Source organism: Sorangiineae bacterium MSr12523 (assembly GCA_037157775.1).
In the GTDB taxonomy this organism is placed as follows: Bacteria; Myxococcota_A; Polyangia; order Polyangiales; family Polyangiaceae; genus Pendulispora; species Pendulispora brunnea.
The window spans coordinates 7725604-7743466 of the sequence record CP089982.1; the positions used below are offsets into that span (position 1 = coordinate 7725604).

At 64.4% G+C, this 17863-nt stretch carries 14 protein-coding genes; 8 read left to right on the forward strand and 6 right to left on the reverse strand.

Annotated features, from left to right (window positions below):
* Position 1 precedes the first annotated feature (1 nt).
* Positions 2-886, reverse strand: a complete 885-nt coding sequence (locus LZC95_30270; protein WXA90727.1) for a LysR family transcriptional regulator — start codon at positions 884-886, stop codon at positions 2-4.
* A 71-nt stretch (positions 887-957) separates the two neighbouring features.
* On the opposite strand from LZC95_30270, the gene LZC95_30275 reads away from it, so the two are divergent.
* From LZC95_30275 to LZC95_30285, 3 genes are read left to right on the forward strand one after another with little or no spacing between them, the layout of a single operon-like run.
* Positions 958-1254: a hypothetical protein gene (locus LZC95_30275; protein WXA90728.1), complete on the forward strand. Its 297-nt coding sequence runs from the start codon at positions 958-960 to the stop codon at positions 1252-1254.
* A gap of 19 nt (positions 1255-1273) precedes the next feature.
* Positions 1274-2323 carry a glycosyltransferase family 4 protein gene (locus LZC95_30280; protein WXA90729.1) on the forward strand — a complete coding sequence of 350 codons (1050 nt, stop codon included), beginning with the start codon at positions 1274-1276 and terminating at the stop codon, positions 2321-2323.
* Between the two features lie 36 nt (positions 2324-2359).
* Positions 2360-4546: an amylo-alpha-1,6-glucosidase gene (locus LZC95_30285; GenBank protein WXA90730.1), complete on the forward strand. Its 2187-nt coding sequence runs from the start codon at positions 2360-2362 to the stop codon at positions 4544-4546.
* 88 nt (positions 4547-4634) lie between these two features.
* Here LZC95_30285 and LZC95_30290 read toward each other — a convergent pair whose 3' ends face one another.
* The 3 genes from LZC95_30290 to LZC95_30300 are packed head-to-tail and all read right to left on the reverse strand — an operon-like array spanning position 4635 to position 8600.
* Entirely contained in the window at positions 4635-5252 is a 618-nt protein-coding gene (locus LZC95_30290) for a hypothetical protein (protein WXA90731.1), read from the reverse strand.
* 13 nt (positions 5253-5265) lie between these two features.
* Positions 5266-7284, reverse strand: a complete 2019-nt coding sequence (locus LZC95_30295; protein ID WXA90732.1) for an NPCBM/NEW2 domain-containing protein — start codon at positions 7282-7284, stop codon at positions 5266-5268.
* A gap of 35 nt (positions 7285-7319) precedes the next feature.
* Complete coding sequence (locus tag LZC95_30300) at positions 7320-8600, reverse strand: hypothetical protein (protein WXA90733.1); 1281 nt, start codon at positions 8598-8600, stop codon at positions 7320-7322.
* Between the two features lie 37 nt (positions 8601-8637).
* Between LZC95_30300 and LZC95_30305 the strand changes: the two genes are divergently transcribed.
* Positions 8638-9918 carry an MFS transporter gene (locus tag LZC95_30305; GenBank protein ID WXA90734.1) on the forward strand — a complete coding sequence of 427 codons (1281 nt, stop codon included), beginning with the start codon at positions 8638-8640 and terminating at the stop codon, positions 9916-9918.
* Here the strand turns inward: LZC95_30305 and LZC95_30310 are convergent.
* Complete coding sequence (locus LZC95_30310) at positions 9915-10586, reverse strand: fatty acid desaturase (GenBank protein ID WXA90735.1); 672 nt, start codon at positions 10584-10586, stop codon at positions 9915-9917. The genes LZC95_30305 and LZC95_30310 overlap by 4 nt on opposite strands.
* Positions 10587-10724: 138 nt before the next feature.
* A complete protein-coding gene (locus tag LZC95_30315) occupies positions 10725-12068 on the reverse strand; it encodes an IS4 family transposase (protein ID WXA90736.1) in 1344 nt (447 codons plus the stop codon).
* Positions 12069-12287: 219 nt separating this feature from the next.
* Between LZC95_30315 and LZC95_30320 the strand changes: the two genes are divergently transcribed.
* The 4 genes from LZC95_30320 (at position 12288) to LZC95_30335 (ending at position 17776) form a co-directional block, all read left to right on the forward strand.
* Entirely contained in the window at positions 12288-13268 is a 981-nt protein-coding gene (locus tag LZC95_30320) for an SRPBCC family protein (protein ID WXA90737.1), read from the forward strand.
* The gene (locus LZC95_30325; protein ID WXA90738.1) at positions 13265-14842 is read left to right on the forward strand and encodes a HAMP domain-containing histidine kinase; all 1578 of its coding nucleotides are present in this window, start codon (positions 13265-13267) and stop codon (positions 14840-14842) included. The genes LZC95_30320 and LZC95_30325 overlap by 4 nt, the downstream gene beginning before the upstream one ends.
* A 19-nt stretch (positions 14843-14861) precedes the next feature.
* Positions 14862-16268 (forward strand): sigma-54 dependent transcriptional regulator, encoded by a 1407-nt coding sequence (locus tag LZC95_30330; GenBank protein ID WXA90739.1) that lies wholly within the window; start codon positions 14862-14864, stop codon positions 16266-16268.
* Positions 16269-16405: 137 nt separating this feature from the next.
* Positions 16406-17776, forward strand: coding sequence for a DNA/RNA non-specific endonuclease (locus LZC95_30335; GenBank protein WXA90740.1), 1371 nt, complete (start codon positions 16406-16408; stop codon positions 17774-17776).
* The last annotated feature ends 87 nt before the right edge of the window (positions 17777-17863 follow it).

The window sequence follows — 17863 nt, forward strand, 5'->3', positions numbered from 1 at the left end:
TTCAAGGCTTGCGCATGAGCGCACGAACGACGGCATCGACCGCTGGCTCGGTGCCGCGTTTGGACACACGCTGAATGGCCAGCAGCTTGCGTGCGCCGAGCCCTGCGATCGGACAGGGCTCGACGCCGCGGGCATCCACCAGCGCCAACTCCGGCACGATGGCCACACCCTCGCCGGCCGCCACCAGCGCGAGCACCGAGGGGAACTCTTTGCACACGTGGGCCACGATGGGCTCGAATTTCCCGCGTTTCGCGAGCCTCTGAAGCGCGAGATCCAGGCTGGTACCCTCCGGCGCGGCGATCCATCGCTGCGCCGCGAGCGCTTTTGGCGTGCGCAATTCGCGCGCGAGCGACGCGGAGGCCACCACGAAATACGGATCGCGCCGGAGCGTGCGCACCTCGATGCCGGCGGCACTCGGTTCTTCCTGGTCGTCGTCGCACTCGTCGAGCATGAGATCGATCTCGCCCGTGCGGAGCGACTTGTCCACCCCGGCCCCGTAGAGCTCGATGACCATGGGCACCACGCCCGGCTGCTCGGCGCGCAAGAGGGGCAACGCCTCGACGACCAGCCAGCGAATGGCCGTTTGAAAGGCTGCCATGCGCACCACGCCCGAAACACGCCCCGTCGCCGCGGCAACCGCCCTTCCGGCGGCAACGAGTTCCGCCTCGAGCCGCTCGGCATGCCCGGCCAGCGTCAGGCCGATGGCCGTGGGCGCGAGCCGCCGGTGCGTGCGATCGAAGAGCTCCACCCCGAGCTCCTCCTCCAGGCTGGCAATCTGCTGCGAAATGGCCTGCGGCGTGAGGTGCAGCACGCGCGAGGCACCGGTAACGCCCTCCGCGCGCACGACGGCCAAGAGAACCCGTAACCTTCGCGGATCGACGTCCATGTAAGCCGAGCTTACATGAAGCTCCATATAATCTAGCTTTTCTTGAGGGTAGCTTCTGCCACACTCGGATCATGTCCGACTACCCACTGCTTATTTCCCTCGCCGGCTGGACCGGCGCTGCGTTGCTTCTCGCCTCCTATGCGCTCGTTTCGGTGCGCAAGCTCGAGGCCAGCGGTGCCGCCTTTCAATGGATGAACGTCGTAGGAAGCGCCTTGCTGGCGACGAACTCGGCCCACAATGGCGCGTGGCCCTCCGCCATCTTGAACGTGGTCTGGCTCGGCATCGGTGCCGTTGCGCTGTTGCGCCTCGTCTCTAACGGCCTAAACACCCGAAAATCACGCGCACACGGATTGCACTTGGCACCCTGATCGAAATCAGGGTGATCCATTGAAAGTTGCCATTATCTCTCCGCTCATCGAAAGCGTCCCACCCAAACTCTACGGAGGAACCGAACGCGTCGTCTCGTATCTCTGCGAAGAGCTGGTACGGCAAGGCCACGACGTGACGCTTTTCGCCTCCGGCGATTCCGTCACCCGTGCGCGGCTACGCCCCATGGTCGAGCGGAGTCTTCGCCTCGACGAACGTTGCCACGATCCCAATTCGCACCACATCATCATGGTGGATCGGGTCATCGAGGCGGCATCCGAGTTCGACGTTCTCCATTTTCATCTCGACTATTGCCATTTTCCACTGGTGCGCCGGCTCGGGTTGCCCAGCGTCACCACCATGCACGGTCGCCTCGACCTGAAGGAGTACATTCGCGTCTATTCGTACTTTCGCGACGTGCCGCTCGTTTCCATTTCCGATGCCCAGCGCGCCCCCATTCCCGACAACAATTGGGTCGCCACCATCCATCACGGGCTCCCGCGCGATCTTTACCCCTTCCACGCGCAGCCAGGCTCGTACCTGGCGTTCATCGGCCGCATCTCGCCGGAGAAACGGCCCGATCGGGCGATTGCCATTGCGCGTCGTGCCAAGATGCCACTCAAGATTGCGGCGAAGGTCGATGCTGTCGATCGGAGCTATTTCGAAGCGCGTATTCGGCCTTTGCTCTCCGGGGCCGACGTGGAATTCATCGGCGAGATCAGCGATGTCCAGAAACGCGATTTCATCGGCAACGCGCGAGCCGTACTTTTTCCCATCGATTGGCCCGAGCCGTTCGGCCTCGTGATGATCGAGTCCATGGCGTGTGGAACACCGGTCATCGCATGGCGATGTGGCTCCGTGCCCGAGATCATGGTCGACGGTGAAACGGGTCGCGTGGTGGAAAGCGAGGACGAGGCCGTGGACGCCGTGGAACGTATTCACGAGCTCGACCGGCACCGCTGCCGCGACGTCTTCGACGAGCGCTTCACCGTGGAACGAATGGCCCGCGACTACGTGGAAGCGTATGCGCAACGAGCGGAAGGGTCCGATCGGCGACTTCGCGTGGCATGATTCCTCGCATGCGGACATGATTCGTCCGGGAGAGCGATGGAAACCATACGAATCGAAGACCGGTGGTACGTGCTGGCAACCTCGTCACGCACGGACGACCGCACTCGGGTGCTGAAGAACGGCGAGACCTTCGCCGTGTTCGATCGGTTCGGCGATATTCAGCCGATCGGAACCGGAGAACAGGGGCTCTACCATCAGGGCACGCGCTTTCTCTCCCAGCTCGAGCTGCGGTTGAACGGACAGCGGCCCATGCTCCTGGGCTCCAGCGTCAAGCAGGACAACACGCTTCTCACCGTCGACGTCACGACGCCGGACCTGTACGTATCGGAGCAGCTCGAGGTGCTCAAAGGCACGGTGCACGCGTTCCGCGCGGCGCTGCTCAGCGAGTCGGCGTGCCATCAGAGGCTGCGCATTGCCAGCTATGGCAACCAGGCCATTGCGCTGCGGGTGACGCTGCTTTTTGCGGCCGACTACGCTGACATTTTCGAAGTGCGCGGGGTGAGGCGCGCACGCCGCGGTGAGGACTTGAGCCCCACGCACACGGAAGAACGCATGGTTCTGGCCTACCGCGGACTCGACGGCATCACGCGCAGCACGGAAATCGCCTGCTCGCCGGCCCCCACGCTCCTGGCCGCCGATCGGCTCGAGTACACGCTGCAGCTGCAGCCGCGTGAAACCGTCGAGCTCAATGTGACCATTGCCTTCGATCCCAACGTGCGCACGCCCCGAGCCCCCTCCCCGCACGCGCCCTTTGCAACGGTGCTGGCGAGTGCCGAAAAGGCCGTGCGAGAGGGCCGTGCACGCGGTTGCACGGTGGAAACGTCGAATGCGCAATTCAACGATCTTCTTCAACGGGCAAGCGCGGATTTGGTAATGCTCACGGCGGGCAATCCCGAAGTTGGATATCCCTATGCCGGAGTGCCCTGGTACAGCACACCGTTCGGACGCGACGGCATCCTCACCGCGCTCGAGTACCTCTGGGTGGATCCGTCCATGGCGAAGGGCGTGCTCTCGTATTTGGCGGCCACCCAGGCGCGGGAGGAAAGCCCCGAGCAAGATGCCGAGCCGGGAAAGATTCTGCACGAGACGCGCAAGGGCGAGCTCGCGACATTGGGAGAGATTCCGTTCGGGCGCTATTACGGCACGGTGGATGGCACGCCCCTCTTCGTCGTGCTGGCGGGCGCGTACTTTCGGCGAACGGGGGATCTGGAGTTTTTGCGCGGGCTCTGGCCAAACGTAGAACGCGCGCTGGCCTGGATCGAGAAATACGGTGACATCGACGGCGACGGGTTCGTCGAGTACCAACGCAAGAGCAACAAGGGCCTTGCCCAGCAGGGCTGGAAGGACTCGGAGGATTCCGTCTTTCATCAGGATGGCAGCGCGGCGGAAGGTCCCATCGCGCTCGCGGAGGTGCAAGGCTACGTGTACAAGGCGAAGTTGCGCGCCGCGGATCTGGCGCATGCCCTCGGGCACACCGCACGCGCGGTGACGTTGCGCTCGGAGGCCCTGCAGCTGCGCACGCAATTCGATCGCGCGTTCTGGTGCGACGATTTGGGATGCTTCGCGCTGGCCCTGGATGGGTCGAAGCGCCCCTGCCGCGTTCGAACGTCGAACTCGGGCCAGGTGCTCTGGAGCGGCATCGCCCACCCGGCCCACGCCGAGCGCGCAGCGAAAACGCTGTTGGAGCCCGCCTCGTTTTCCGGCTGGGGCGTGCGCACGGTCGCCAAGGGCGAAGCGCGCTACAACCCGATGTCGTACCACAATGGGTCCATTTGGCCGCACGACAATGCGCTCATCGCGATGGGCCTCGCCCGTTGCGGCTTCAAGGACAAGACGCAACGCATCCTCGGCGCACTGTTCGATGCGAGCATGTTCATGGACCTGCATCGCCTGCCCGAGCTGTTTTGCGGCTTCGCCCGACGCCCCAACGAGGGCCCAACGCTTTACCCCGTAGCGTGCTCACCGCAAGCCTGGGCCAGCGCCAGCGTCTTCTATCTGCTGCAAGCATGCCTCGGATTGTCGTTCCGCCCCACGCCCAACCCCGACCGCGCCCGCTTGTCTTTCGACCATCCGCGGCTACCCGATTTTCTAAACCGCGTCGAGATCCGCCGCCTGCGCGTGGGCAACGGAACGATCGACATCGACCTCCAACGCCACGCCCGCGACGTCGGCGTCAACGTTCTGAACAAAGAAGGCGATATCGAAGTATCCGTCACGCTCTAATCAAAGTAGAAAACCGCCAAGATCTGTTGTTGGCGTTCTTGGCGTCTTGGCAGTTCCCTCTTCTTCCCGTCGTTCGCGAAATCTCGATTCAAGCCGTCGGGTGCACGTGCGGGCGGTAGCCTGCGCGAAAGACCTCCACGATGCTGCGCGGTGTAAGCAGATCCACGGTGGCGTGCGGAGGACGCGGGCGGCGCTCGGTGTAGCCGGCGGGGGTCCAGGCGAGGAGCTCGCGATCGAGCACCAGCCAGGCGCGCCCGGTGTCGGCGATGAAGGCACCGTCGGGCAAGGCCGCGAGCTCGGCGCGCGTGGTGCGCTTTTCGCCTTTGCCGTGCCCTTGCAGGCGCTCGTCGTGGAGACGGCGATCCATCGGGTCGACCCCGAAAGGGTCGCTGGGATGGATCGCGCGCCATGCGTCGCGGAAGCGGCGAAATTCCGGGTTTCGGCACTCGCCGCAGGGTCGGTGGCCGGCGGCGAATGCCGTGGCCTCGTCGAGAAAGAACAGCTCCGTCCACGTCCGGCGCGGACTCATCACCTCGCGGTGGCGGCCGCGGAACTCGAGCTGGCAGATGATCCAACGACGCACCTGCCAGGGCCGCAGAATGGTGCGCGAGGGAGCATGAAGCCAGCCACGGTTGCCGAGCCAGAGTCCGCGCGCCGGGTGGGCGAAGATTTGGCCAAAGGGATCGACACGGTTCTGCAGCGCCATCCCGCGCAGCGTATTACGGGCAGACCACCTGCGCATCCGCCCAATCGGCGTGATCGTTGGTGATGCCGTCGCCACCATCCGTCACGACCAGCCGCAGCACGGTCGCGCGCGAAACGTCGGCCTCCAGCGTTTTCGTCGGATTGCCGCGCACGATGAGGCCACTGTCGGCCACCTTCGTGCCATCCGCCCAGATTTCGAACGAAACGGATCCCGCGCCCGTCTTCTCGTCGTCGAGCCCCACGAGCGCCCGTACCTTCGAGCACGTGCCGCCCAGGTAATAGACGACCGCACTCTGCGCGTGCGCACCGATGCCTTTGGCATAGGTGACGCCGTTGATGGAGATGGGATGACCATCCCCCGCATGGTCCTCCCCAACGCTGCTGTTTCGCTCCACCGGCCCCCAGCCATTGTCCGCGCGAAGCCACGGATCGTCGCCCAAATAGCTCGTCCCGCGCGGCAACAGCGCCGGCACCGTCACGTCAATGTGGTTCTTCACCACCGTGGCCCTCGGCTGCCCAGGGAAATAGCTCACCGTCGCATCCAAAGAATAATTGCCCGGCGCCGCATTCGACGGCACCGTCACGGACCACGTCGTGGCAAATGCCTGATCGCGCAAAATCACGCCATCCCGACTCGCCGATTGCGCCTGCACGCTCCACCCCGCGGGCCCGGTGAGTGCCACCTGCGGCAGCACCGCAGGCACGAATCCATCGTTGGTCGCGGTGGTCGTCACCGTCGCGCGGCTTCCCGGCGCAACCAAGAGCGGAAGCCCGGGCGACGTCGCGGGTACCGCAATGCCCAAATCCACCGCCGGCGGATACTGCGCCCAGTGCGAATCGCGTCCAACGCGGAAAATAGCCGTTCCGTGCGCAGGAACGCTGGCCGTGATGGCCCCCGCCGTTTCCTTCGTGGTGTGCGACCACAAATCGCGAATCTTGTATGCCACCTCGTGATCGAGCCCGATCTCGGACGCGCTCGTCGAAATCGTCGCGGGCGTGTCCGTCTCGTTGAACAGCGCCACCGCGCGATCGCCATTGGACAGCGGCTTCACGATGACGTGCATCCCACCCGCCTGCCGGATCTCCTTGCCCTGGATTCCCAGCGCATCTTGATCCACCGCAATGATGTCTTTGTTCGTGAGGATCTCCAGCGTAGCCGGCGTGGCCGTGCGCAGGTCCGACCCCACGAGCAGCGGCGCCGCCATGATGGCCCAAAGCGCGAAGTGACTGCGGTATTCCGTATCGGTCATTCCGCCATTGCCCACTTCGAGCATGTCCGGATCGTTCCAATGCCCCGGCCCCGCATACGCATCGAGCACCACGTTTTGCTTGAAGATGCCCAGCATGCTCGAATAGCGATCCGTGATGTCCCCGGTGGTGCGCCAGGAATTGCCGATATCCTTCGCCCAGGTCCACGGCTTGTTCTCGCCCCACTCGCAAAGGCTATACAGAATGGGCCGGCCGGTGGCCTTCAAGGCATTGCCCATGGTCGTGTAACGCTGTATGGCGTCCACGCCCTGGTTGTTGCAATTGTCGTATTTCAAATAGTCGACACCCCACGAAGCCCACAGATTCGCATCCTGCTGCTCGTGACCTAGCCCTCCCGGAAAGCCGTTGCGGTCGCAGGTCTTGGTTCCGGCGCTGGAGTAAATACCGAACTTGAGCCCTTTGCTATGCACGTAGTCGGCCACGGCCTTGATGCCATTGGGGAAACGCACGGGATCGGGCACCAGGTTACCGGTGGCATCGCGATTGGGAAGTGCCCAACAGTCATCCAGATTCACGTATTGATAGCCGGCATCTTTCAGTCCTTCGGAGACGAACAAATCGGCAATGCCCTTGACCATGGCCTCGTTGAAGTCGGCGCGACAGTGTGTGGCATTCCAATTGTTGAAGCCCATTTGCGGGGTTCGGGCCAATCCATTCTCCGCGCGGGGCGCCGCGGCAGCGTCCCTGCTGACGGCGACGTCGACCGCACCGAGCACACATGGCAATGCAGTCGCAATGACGACGAGTTGCGTTCGGACCGACATGAGGATGCCTCCTTTGATTTCGGCTCGGAATGCTGTCAGGACTTGGCCAGAAGATCGAGCACCAATGCCGCCGTCCAAGAGAAGTTCTCCGCGCCGAGGCCCTCACCGGTATTGGGCTCGAAGTACTCGCGAAATCCGGAACGGGACACGAGCTCGATTGTGCGGTCGGTCAGTCTCGCCGCGTCATCGCGCCACGAGGCACGTCGAAGGCCCTCGATGATCATCCAATTGACGTTGACCCAACTCGGGCCACGCCAATACCGGCGAGGATCGAAATGAGGATCATCCACCGGGGCGCTCGGAACGGGCCACGCTGTCCCGAATTGGTTGGGGTCTCGAAGGTGCGCCAGCAGACGCGGCACCACGTCGAGCGGAACGACGCCGGCAAAGAGCGGAAGGAAACCCGATGCGTGCTCGACCTCGATGGGCGCACCTCCCACGAGATCGTAATCGTGATAGTACGCGCGCTCCGCATCGTAGAGGCTGGCAATGCCCGCCGCCAGCTTCGCGCGCCGCTCCAGTGCATGCGGCACCTCGATCCCGAGGGCGCGCGCGAGAGCGTGCAAGTCCTCCTCGGCGCGGCAAAGGATCGATGCCATGGCCACGTCCTGCACGAGAAAGCTCACGCTCGACGGCGTTGGCGGAGCAAACGATAGCTTCGCGCGCTCCGCGACCAGGAAGAAGTACCGATCGTAGTCGAAGCGCGTCGGCCGTTGCTCCGAGCTCACCACGGCGTTGTCTTTGCGCTTGTACGTGACCTCACCGGGATCGATACGCTTGAGCGCGGCATCCCAGCGCGGCGCATTATCCAGCCCGCTCTCCCACGGGTGCACGATGGCTGGGAGTCCCTGCTGCAGCGGATCGCGCTCGCGCAGAAACCACGCATGCCATGCATCCGCGGCCGGAACGACACGCCGCAGGATCTCCTCCACCGTGCGATCGCCGCCCGAGCGCTCCAGCACGAAACGCGCGGCGGTGGCCAAGACCGGGGGCTGCGTGATGGACGATGTGGCGATGGCCTGGGGACGCCCCGGGGCCTGATCGATTTGCCACACCTTGGGATTCGGCTCGTAATGCGTGGCCTCCGGGTTGAAGAGGATGTGCGGAATCATCCCGTTTTCCCACTGGCCGCGCAAAAGCATCTCCAGCTCGCGCGCCGCCCGGCGAGGATCGAGGTAGGCCCATCCGATGGCGCAAAACGCACTATCCCAATTCCACTGATGCGGATACAGCGCCGGCGCAGGTACGGTGCAGCCGTTTCGATCGTTGGCACGGAGTAGCGCTTCGGCGGCGTGCTTGAGGGTCAATCGATCCATGTCGTCCTCTCGGGATGAATGGTCTAGAGGTACCATCATGGAAGCTGCCGTCCACGCTCCGAGCACGCCCAAGGCGATGAAAGAGACGAAAGCGATGAATCGGTGGGGCGCCCTGGGGATCCTCATGGCGCTTGCCTTCTTGAATTACATGGACCGGCACCTGGTGTTCCCACTGCAGGGCCTCATCGGGAAAGAGTTTCACATCGACACGGGACAGCTTGGCGCGCTCACCACCGGCTTCACCATCGTGTACGCGGCATCGGCGCCGCTCATCGGCGCGCTGTCGGACAGGTTTTCGCGCAAGTCGATTCTGCTGATGGCGCTGCTGGGCTGGAGCGTGGTCACCATGATGAGCGGGACGGCCACGGGCTTTGCCTCGCTGCTCGTCTGGCGCGCGCTCACGGGTCTCGGCGAAGGCGGCTATTTTCCGACGGCGGTCTCGCTCATCGGGGATCTGTTCGGCCCCAACCTTCGCGGCAAGGCCATCGCACTGCACGGCGTCTGCACCACGTTGGGCGGCTCCGCCGGGTATGCCATGGGCGGCTTTTTGGGCGAGCGATTCGGCTGGCGCATGCCGTTTTTCCTCTCCGTACTTCCCGGTATCGTCCTGGCCGGCGTGCTCGCGCGCTATTTCCGAGAGCCGGCCCGCGGCACGACCGCACCGGCCCAATCCGAGTCCGCGGACCACGCCACGGTGGAGCAAAAGCCGCGTGCGTATTGGCGTATCGTCACCTCGCCGCCGGTGCTTCTCATTGCGCTGGCCGCGTGCGCAGCCATGTATTCGATGAATGGTCTCAACACGTTTCTACCGCTGTACTTGGTGGAAGCGCGCCATATCTCGGTATCGCGTGCCGGTGCCCTTACGGGCGCCTTCTTCGCCTGCACCTTGTTCGGGCAACTTGCCGGCGGCACGGTCTCCGATGCGCTCGCAGGCCGGCTGCGCGGCGCCCGCCCCTTGCTCGTGGGCCTCGCGTATTTCGGTGTGGTGCCTGCGGCCTTCGCCATCGTGCACATCGACGCCGTGATCGTCGCACTCGCGTGCTACGGATTGACCCAATTCGGCCGAGGCTGGGCAGAACCGAACCTCTATGGAACGATCATCGACAGCGTCCCCGCCCACGAGCGCGGCACCGCACAAGGTTTCCTCCTGCTCATGACCTTCACCGGCGCTTCGCTCTCTCCATGGGTCGCCGGCATCATCATCAAGCAAAGCGGCTACGTCCCCGTCGTGCACATGCTCGCCATCTCCGCCGGCATCGCCGCCTCGTTGGCATTCGCCTTGGTCGTTTATGTGAGGCGCAAACACATTGCGAATTAGCGCGCGAGCTGCTGGCATGGAATCTTTGGATTCTCGTGATGAGCCTCGTGGCAAATCAGATTCAAAATCGTCGGTGAGCGCGTAAAAGCGAAAGGACGTGCCAGGGAAACGAGCCATGAGGGAACGTTGTGCGGGAGGTAGGCGCCCCAGAAGCTGAGGGTGCACTGGAGCACGGTCACCACCGCGACGTGGACGAGAAGCACCCGCGATCCCGTGCTCACGGCCAAAGCCACCGTGGCCAGATTGAGCGACGTCTCGCCGATTTGCCATCGAAGCGGCAGACCGCGTGCAAAGCGAAAGGCCGCACGCCGCAGGGCGATCGCATTGCATGGGCCCACGAACACGGCACGCCATGCCGTAAGGTGCGCACCCGCGCCCTCGATGTCGTCGGCCCGGCCGGCGTGATGGCGCAAATGCATGATGCGCATCGCGTGTCCGCTGATGAGCATGAGCAGCCCCGCCAGGCAAAGGGCAACCTCGTTGACACGACGGGGCAGGCCCAACGCGCCGTGCGCCAGATCGTGCGTGAGGGAAAAGGCGGCGAAGAAGAGCGCCAGCGACGCGAGGAACGCGACCCCGAGCGAGCGCGAGGCGCTCCCGAGAACGAGCAGGGCCGCCGCAACGCGCACGACGTGAAGAACGATATCGCGAAGTTCGATGGGCTTCATGACCGCCGTCATTGCGACGGGCGTGCCGCGGCGGCATCGCCAAAAAGCCCGCATTCCGCGAGAATCCTGCTGTCCACGACGTGGACAGTGCGTCCGCGACGTGGACACCCAAAAAACTCCCCGCCTCCCCCTGACCATTCATCGCTTCATCCGCGCGAGTCCGAATTCTTTCGGGTTTTCGCGGACCATTGAGAGGACTCGGGCCGCAACTGCAAGGTCTTCGAGTCCTCGGCCGATGGTAGTAGCACCTGGCGGGCCTCCGGAGGATTTGCCTGTGTAGCCACCAAGGTCGGCGATCCACCGCACGGCGACGGCGATGGTCGGAACTCCGTCTCCTACCACCTCGGTCTTTTTTTTCTGCTGGCGCTTGAGGAGCTTGAGCGCGTCGAGTTCGATGTCGGAGAGCTCGACGGTGGCGGCAAGGTCCGGTTCTGTACGGGCGAGATGTTTAAGGCGTTCGATTCGAGTAGCCACGGCAGCGAGGAGCGTAGCCCAAGTCCTGACCGCGGCCGCAGAGCGAAGCCGTATTTCTTCCACTCGGCAATGGCCGGACTTCCAGGTCTTGTGAAAGTCCTCGATGCGCCAGCGCATCGTGTAGCTGTGCACGACGCGCAGCATATCGTTCACCGTCTCGATGGGACTGTTCGTGTAAAGCATCCAATCGAGTGGCTTTTCTCCGTGTGGAGGCCGGCTCTCGTGGATCCAAAGAACGTTGAGCGTCGGGTTGGAACGTTTCGCCTGCCAGTCGTGCTTCAGATTGAGCTCGACCGATGCTCGTCGCACTGCCACGCGCGCGAGACGCTCCTTCCGTTTGTGACCAGGTGGAACATGCACCGTGTAGTGCGCCTGCACCCGCTGATTGGCGAGAACGCCTCGAAGTTTTGCCTGGGTATTCCGGTTTCCGACGCACCGATTCCATGAGCAGCGCACGGTGAATCTTGCCCTGCTTCGGACGAGCTCATCGAGGATGACCGTCGCGTCACCGCCACGGTCGACGACGATCCATGGCTTACATTTGCTCTGCGAGTAACTGCGCAAGGCATCTTGGATCGTCCATACGGTGTAACGACTTTCACGCTCGTGAACCGGACGATATGTCGAGTGAGAACGCGGTTTCTTCTTCGTTGAGCGTGTCCACCAGGTCTGCGCGCATAGCCCGAGCGGTGTACCGTGCTCTGTAACGGCGAGCGCACTGACAACCTGGAGCCCACGTGCATTATTGGTGTAGGTACCTACAAGACCTAGGTCGGTGCGCTTGTCGCGATCGACGACTCGAATGTTGCTGCCATCGATGGGGATGAGCACAAATTCGCCGTCATCACCGCGCTCGACGCATGCAGCGCTCATCGAAGCCATGAGGGCTTCGCCGGACACCCGAGCACCTTCCAGTAGGTCGTAGGCTCCCTGGCGCTCCGCCGCATCGCAGAAAACCTCGGAAATACGGCCGCCGCCGCGCTCCATGGCGCGGCGGACCATCCGCATTGTCCGTGGCCTTAGCCTCTCGTCATCGACTTCGAGCCGCCTAAACTCTTCCCACGCCCAAACCCGATCGCCGTCGCTCTGCATGCCTCGCAAAGCGGCCGGCGACGCGAGAAATTCCCTGCGCTAGCGACGATGGAACCAATCATCAGCCGCCTCCCCGCCTCCCTGTGAATCTTCCGGCGTTTCACCGCCGGCACGCCCACTGCAAATCCGCCCCGCATGCTCACCGCATGCATCGTTCTCGCGATCATGGGCGCCGTTGGCGCCTTCGATATTGCTTATTTCCACACGTACAAAGCGCAACTCGGCAAACGCCCCGAATCCCGTCTCGAAGCATGGGTGCACGTGGTGCGCGGCTTCGTGTACGCCGCGCAATTCGGCATCGTTCCCAATGTGCGACTCGGCGGCGCGTACTACTTCGCGCTCGTCGCTCTTTTCGTCCTGGACGTCGCCGTCGCGGCATTCGACGTCGCCATCGAGCCGGCGTCGCGCCGCCCCCAAGGTGGCCTCCCGGACGGCGAATACGCTGCACACATTTTTCTCAGCGTCCTTGCCGGGGTCGTGCTCCACGCTGTCTTCACCGCCTCCGCCGCCTGGCGCACCTTGCCCACGGCCGCTGTCCTCGAGCCGCATGCCCCGGCGGCCCTGCGCGTCGTGCTTGGCCTCATGGCCGCGGGCTCGCTCACCGTGGCCGTGGTGGAGCTTCTCACGCTCCTCGAGGCCAGCCTACCCAAACCACGCCCCATTCATGTCTCGGTGAGACTGCGCGCCTCCGCACAAGCCGTCTGGGACATCACCCAGGACCATGTGGAGCATCCCAATTGGGATCATCGTTTTAGTCGCATCATCATGCTTTCGGATACCATTCGCACCGGAACGTACATGGTTTACGAAAAGACGATATGCGGTATCACCATCCGCGGGTGGGGGCGTTACAAGCTGCATCGGCCCATCAAGCAATCGACCTTCGAATTCGGCTCCGACGACGTCCGTTCCCTCATCCGGCGCGGCGTGGGCCTCTGGCTTTATCGGCCGCGCCCGGGCGGGCTCCTCGAGTTTTCCACCGCGTACACCTATGACGTGCGCTGGGGGCTCTTCGGGCGACTCGTCGATCGGTTCGTCTTTCGGCCATTCTTCCAGCGGGAGACGGAGCGGAGCTTTCGGCGGCTTGCCGCCCGTCATTTTCCGGAGAGCGCATGACTCCGTTTGCCGCCATCGCGCTTTACCCGCTTTGGGCCATCGCCCTCGCGGTGGGGCTCGTGGCCCTGCGCCTCGGACGCAGCACGGGGCGCGGTCTCGTGGCGCTTTGCCTGTCGCTCGCATTTTGGGTCAGCGGACTCATTCTCTTGAAAACGCCCGACACGGAAATGGTCGCCGAACGCGTGCTCCCCTTCGGGATGTTCCTCGCCGGCGCGTACCTCCACGCGGGCGCCGACGTCGCCGGCATCCGTGCTCCGCGCATCCTCGCCGCCGCTTACGGCTACGGCATCGCCGTCGCCCTCCTCGGCGCCATCTGGCCACGCCTTCTCTATGGACCGGGCGCGCATGGCCCCGGGGTCCTCTTTTTTCCGCTCGCCGTGCTCTGCGTGGCCGGAACCGCGATGAACCTTGCCTGGCTCGCGCACCTCGCGGCCAAAGCCTCGGCCCCCCGCGCCCGGCCCATCGCGATGGCCATCGGGTGCGCCACAGGTGCACTCGGCGGGGGCGGCGTCATCGGACTTCGCGTCCTCTCTCTAGGCGACGTCGGCGCGGCCGCGCCGCTGCTTCTCGTCTCCGTGGCCTTGGCCGCCTATGCCGTTCTTCGCGGTGAACACGGCCGCGCCCGCGAGCTCGTCGTTCAAGGTGCGGTCTACGCCCTCGTCACCGCGGCGTTGTCCGCCCTCGGGCTCACCGCCTTCTACCTCGCCCTGCCGCACCTCCTTCCCGCGCAGGGCCATTCGGTTCTTTGGCTCGTATTCATCGTCTTCTTCGCCGCACTACCCCTCGAGCCTCTTCGAAATTTGCTCGTCGAGGCCGTGGGACGAAGATTGTTCCACCGCCCCATCAACGTGCCCGAGCTCGCGGAGCAGGTGGAAACGAGCGAAACGCGTGCGGAGCATGCCGAGCGACTCGCCGAGATCGGGCGACTCGCCAGCGCCGTGGCCCACGAGATCCGCAACCCGCTCGGGGTCATCGCGGCGCAGGCCAAGCTGCTCGAGCGTGGCGGAGCGTCGCCGGCCCTCGTGGCCAGTGTGCGGGCGCAGGTCGATCGCGCCAAACGCTTTCTCGACGACCTCCTGCGCTATGGAAAGCCGCGCCCGCTCGACGTGCGCGACTTCGATGCACGTGCCGCGCTGCGCCTGGCCATCTCCCAAGTGCGCCAGGGCTTTCCCGAGGCGCCTCCCCGAATCGACGTACTCAGCAACGATGATGACGCCGCGGTGTCGCTCGAAGCGGACCGCCATGCGTTCATGGACGTGGTGACGGCGCTCGTCCAAAACGCGGCCATCGCGGTCTCCGATGGCGGCACGGTCACCGTGATTCTCGAACGCGCGCCCGATGGCGTTCGCATCGTCGTCCGCGACAACGGGCCCGGTGTCCCTCCGGCGCTGGAAGATCGCCTCTTTCAGCCTTTCGTCACGGGTCGCGGGCGCGATGAGCGACATCCCGGCACGGGCCTCGGCTTGGCCATCGCTGCGCGTTGGGTCGAACGCCACGGGGGCACCCTCGTTCACCAGCGCCCGCCCGAGGGTGGCGCGAGCTTCGTCGTCACCTGGCCGTCCGGTCCGCGGTAAACGCAGTATGCTCCGGGCCATGACCAGCCGGCGCAAAGAAGGCATTCTCCTGGTCGACGACGACGCCGCATTTCGTGCAGTCTACACGGAGTTGCTCCAAGGCGAAGGCTTCACCGTCACGTCAGCCGGCACCGCGGAGCAAGCCCTCGCCGCATTCACGCGCGAAGCATCGCGTATGGTCGTGCTCGACTTGATGCTGCCCCCTTCGGGCCAGCCCGAGGCCGGCGCCGCGCTCATGGAGCGCATCCTGTCCGAGCGCCCCGCCACCAAGATCGTCGTCGTTTCGGGCTCGGGCGATAGCTCGTTCGCGCTCTCCTTGGTGCGCCGCGGCGCGTACGACTTTCTTGCCAAGCCGGTGGATCCCGACGTGCTCCTCGCCGTCTGCGAGCGCGCCGCGGCCCGCCTCGAGCTCGAGGATCGGGTGACCGAACTCGAAACCTCGCTGGCCACCACCGCACGCGAGCAAATCGGGCTTCTCGGCGCATCCCCGGCATTCGTCGAGGCCCGCACCCTCGCCGAGCGGGCAGCCCCGGCGCACGTCCCGGTCCTCCTCACCGGCGAATCCGGCACCGGCAAAGAGGTCTTCGCGCGCTACCTCCACGCCCGCAGCCCCCGCGCAAAAAAGCCGTTCGTCGCCATCAATTGCGGCGCACTCGCGCCCGCGCTGCTCGAGTCCACGCTCTTCGGGCACAAGCGCGGCGCCTTCACGGGCGCGGTCGCCGACGCGCGCGGCCTTTTCGCCGAGGCCGATGGGGGTACGCTGTTCTTGGACGAAATCGGCGATTTGGAGCTCGGTCTGCAAGTGAAGCTGCTCCGCGCCCTGGAGAGCGGCGAAGTCCTCCCGGTCGGTGCCGCGCGCCCGCTCACCGTGGACGTGCGGCTGCTTTCGGCCACCCACCGCCCGCTCGAGACGATGGTTGCCGGGAAAACATTTCGCGATGATCTCTATTGGCGGGTGCGCGGCATCGAAATCGCATTGCCACGCCTCGCCGATCGCGCGGGCGACCTAGCGTTGCTTGCGCAACATTTCATCAACCAGGCACGCGCCCTCGTGCCGCATGCCGCCATGGCACGGCTTTCGCCGGAAGCACTCCGACGAATGGAGGCCTACGATTGGCCCGGCAACCTGCGTGAGCTGCGCCATGAAATGCAACGCGCGCTCGTCATGGCCGCGGGACGCGACGAAATCCTCGAGGCCGACCTCTCGCCGTCGCTGCGAAACACGACCGAAGCATCGACGTCCGCGCCCGAAAGCCCCGATGAATCGGCCCCGCTCGAGGAAAAAGTCGCCGCACTCGAGCGACGCGAAATCGTGCAAGCCCTGGCGCGATCGAACGGCAATCGAAGCCATGCCGCCGCGCGGCTGGGGCTCTCGCGGCAGGGTCTTCTCAACAAGATGGCGCGCCACGGGTTGAAATCCTCGTGACCGGATTAATCGACGGAGAGCGAATTACACAAATAGTGACATTCGTGTGAGCACAACGTGAATTGTGCCCCTTGTAAGGCTCAATCAAATTGACATTACGGATCGCATCGGCGAGTTTGGGTTTCACTGGAGCGCCCATGCGACGAAATCGCCTTTGGATCCTCGTACTTCTCGCCGCCAGCACCATGGCCGGCCTCCCGGCATGCGCCGGCGCGGCTGATTCTTATGACGAAACGGTCACGGGCGACAAGCTCGCGCCTCAGACCACGACAGTGGAAGATTTCGAGTCGGGCACCAAGACGGCATATGCCGCAGCGAACGTCACGTTCGCATCGGGCACGTGGAACTTGGACGATGCCTTGGTCGGCACGCTCGCCGGCGACGTGAAAAATGGCTCCCAGGCCACGCGCATTCGCAACGCCGGCAAGGTCACCATGGGCTTCGACCGGGCGAATGCAGGCACGGTCACCATCCGCAGCGCCACCTACGGCTCGGATGCGAACGGCTCCTGGGGCCTCTTCTATTCGCGCAATCAGGGCTCCACCTGGACGCAGGTCGGTTCGGCCATCACCACGTCCCCCAACGCCTTGTCCACCGCCACCTTTGCGGTGAACCAATCGGGCAGCGTGCGCCTGCAAGTGCGCAAGCTCGACGGCGGGACCAATCGCATCGACGTCGACGACGTGTCCATCGCCGATTACTCGGGTGGTGGTGGCGGCAGCGACGGCGGGACGGATTCGGGCGGCGGAGACGGCGGATCGGGCGGCAGTGGCGCGAGCCTCAGCGTGCACACCACGTTGGGTATCCCGTCGAATGCGTCGACGAACAATCCGAACGACTACCTCGCCGTCAAATCCGAGTACGTTCACGCGTACAACAGCAGCCGCAAGATCCCCAATTGGGTGAGCTGGGAGCTCAACACGAGCTACCTCGGAAGCGTCGACCGCTCGAACAATTACCGCCCCGACGACACCCTCCCCTCCGGGATGGCACAAGCGTCGCTCGCGGACTACAGCGGAAGCGGCTACGACCGCGGCCATATCTGCCCCTCGGGCGATCGCACCAAGACGACGACCGCCAACGGCCTCACCTTCTTCCTCTCGAACATGGTGCCCCAGGCCGCGAACAACAACCGCGGCCCCTGGGAAAAGCTCGAGTCGTACAGCCGCAGCCTGGCCAACTCCGGCAAGGAGCTCTTCATCGTCGCGGGCGGCATCGTCACCTCCGGCTCGAAGACCATCGGCTCCGGCGTGGTCGTGCCGGATAGCACCTTCAAGGTGGTCGCCGTCCTCGATCACGTGGGCGATGGCGCGGCCGACGTCACCACGAGCACGCGCATCATTGCCGTGGTCATGCCCAATGACGACAGCGAGATCGATATGGGCGCCGATTGGAAATCGTTCCGCGTTTCGGCCCGCAGCATCGAAAATGCGACGAACTTGAACTTCCTTTCGGATGTGCCGCAGAACATCCAGGACGTCATCGAAGCGCGCGTCGACAATCAGTAAACGGGTTCGCTGTACCAAAGGAGCGCGGTACACCCGGCGCCATTTGGTACAGCGCGGAACACCTCGGGCGAGCTATCGCCTTGATTT

Bases quoted from the DNA above. Each gene is read 5' to 3' on its own strand.
- LZC95_30270 (WXA90727.1), bottom strand. From the start codon at position 886: ATGGACGTCGATCCGCGAAGGTTACGGGTTCTCTTGGCCGTCGTGCGC.
- LZC95_30275 (WXA90728.1), top strand. From the start codon at position 958: ATGTCCGACTACCCACTGCTTATTTCCCTCGCCGGCTGGACCGGCGCT.
- LZC95_30285 (WXA90730.1), top strand. From the start codon at position 2,360: ATGGAAACCATACGAATCGAAGACCGGTGGTACGTGCTGGCAACCTCG.
- LZC95_30290 (WXA90731.1), bottom strand. From the start codon at position 5,252: ATGGCGCTGCAGAACCGTGTCGATCCCTTTGGCCAAATCTTCGCCCAC.
- LZC95_30295 (WXA90732.1), bottom strand. From the start codon at position 7,284: ATGTCGGTCCGAACGCAACTCGTCGTCATTGCGACTGCATTGCCATGT.
- LZC95_30300 (WXA90733.1), bottom strand. From the start codon at position 8,600: ATGGATCGATTGACCCTCAAGCACGCCGCCGAAGCGCTACTCCGTGCC.
- LZC95_30305 (WXA90734.1), top strand. From the start codon at position 8,638: ATGGAAGCTGCCGTCCACGCTCCGAGCACGCCCAAGGCGATGAAAGAG.
- LZC95_30310 (WXA90735.1), bottom strand. From the start codon at position 10,586: ATGAAGCCCATCGAACTTCGCGATATCGTTCTTCACGTCGTGCGCGTT.
- LZC95_30315 (WXA90736.1), bottom strand. From the start codon at position 12,068: ATGCGGATGGTCCGCCGCGCCATGGAGCGCGGCGGCGGCCGTATTTCC.
- LZC95_30320 (WXA90737.1), top strand. From the start codon at position 12,288: ATGCTCACCGCATGCATCGTTCTCGCGATCATGGGCGCCGTTGGCGCC.
- LZC95_30325 (WXA90738.1), top strand. From the start codon at position 13,265: ATGACTCCGTTTGCCGCCATCGCGCTTTACCCGCTTTGGGCCATCGCC.
- LZC95_30330 (WXA90739.1), top strand. From the start codon at position 14,862: ATGACCAGCCGGCGCAAAGAAGGCATTCTCCTGGTCGACGACGACGCC.
- LZC95_30335 (WXA90740.1), top strand. From the start codon at position 16,406: ATGCGACGAAATCGCCTTTGGATCCTCGTACTTCTCGCCGCCAGCACC.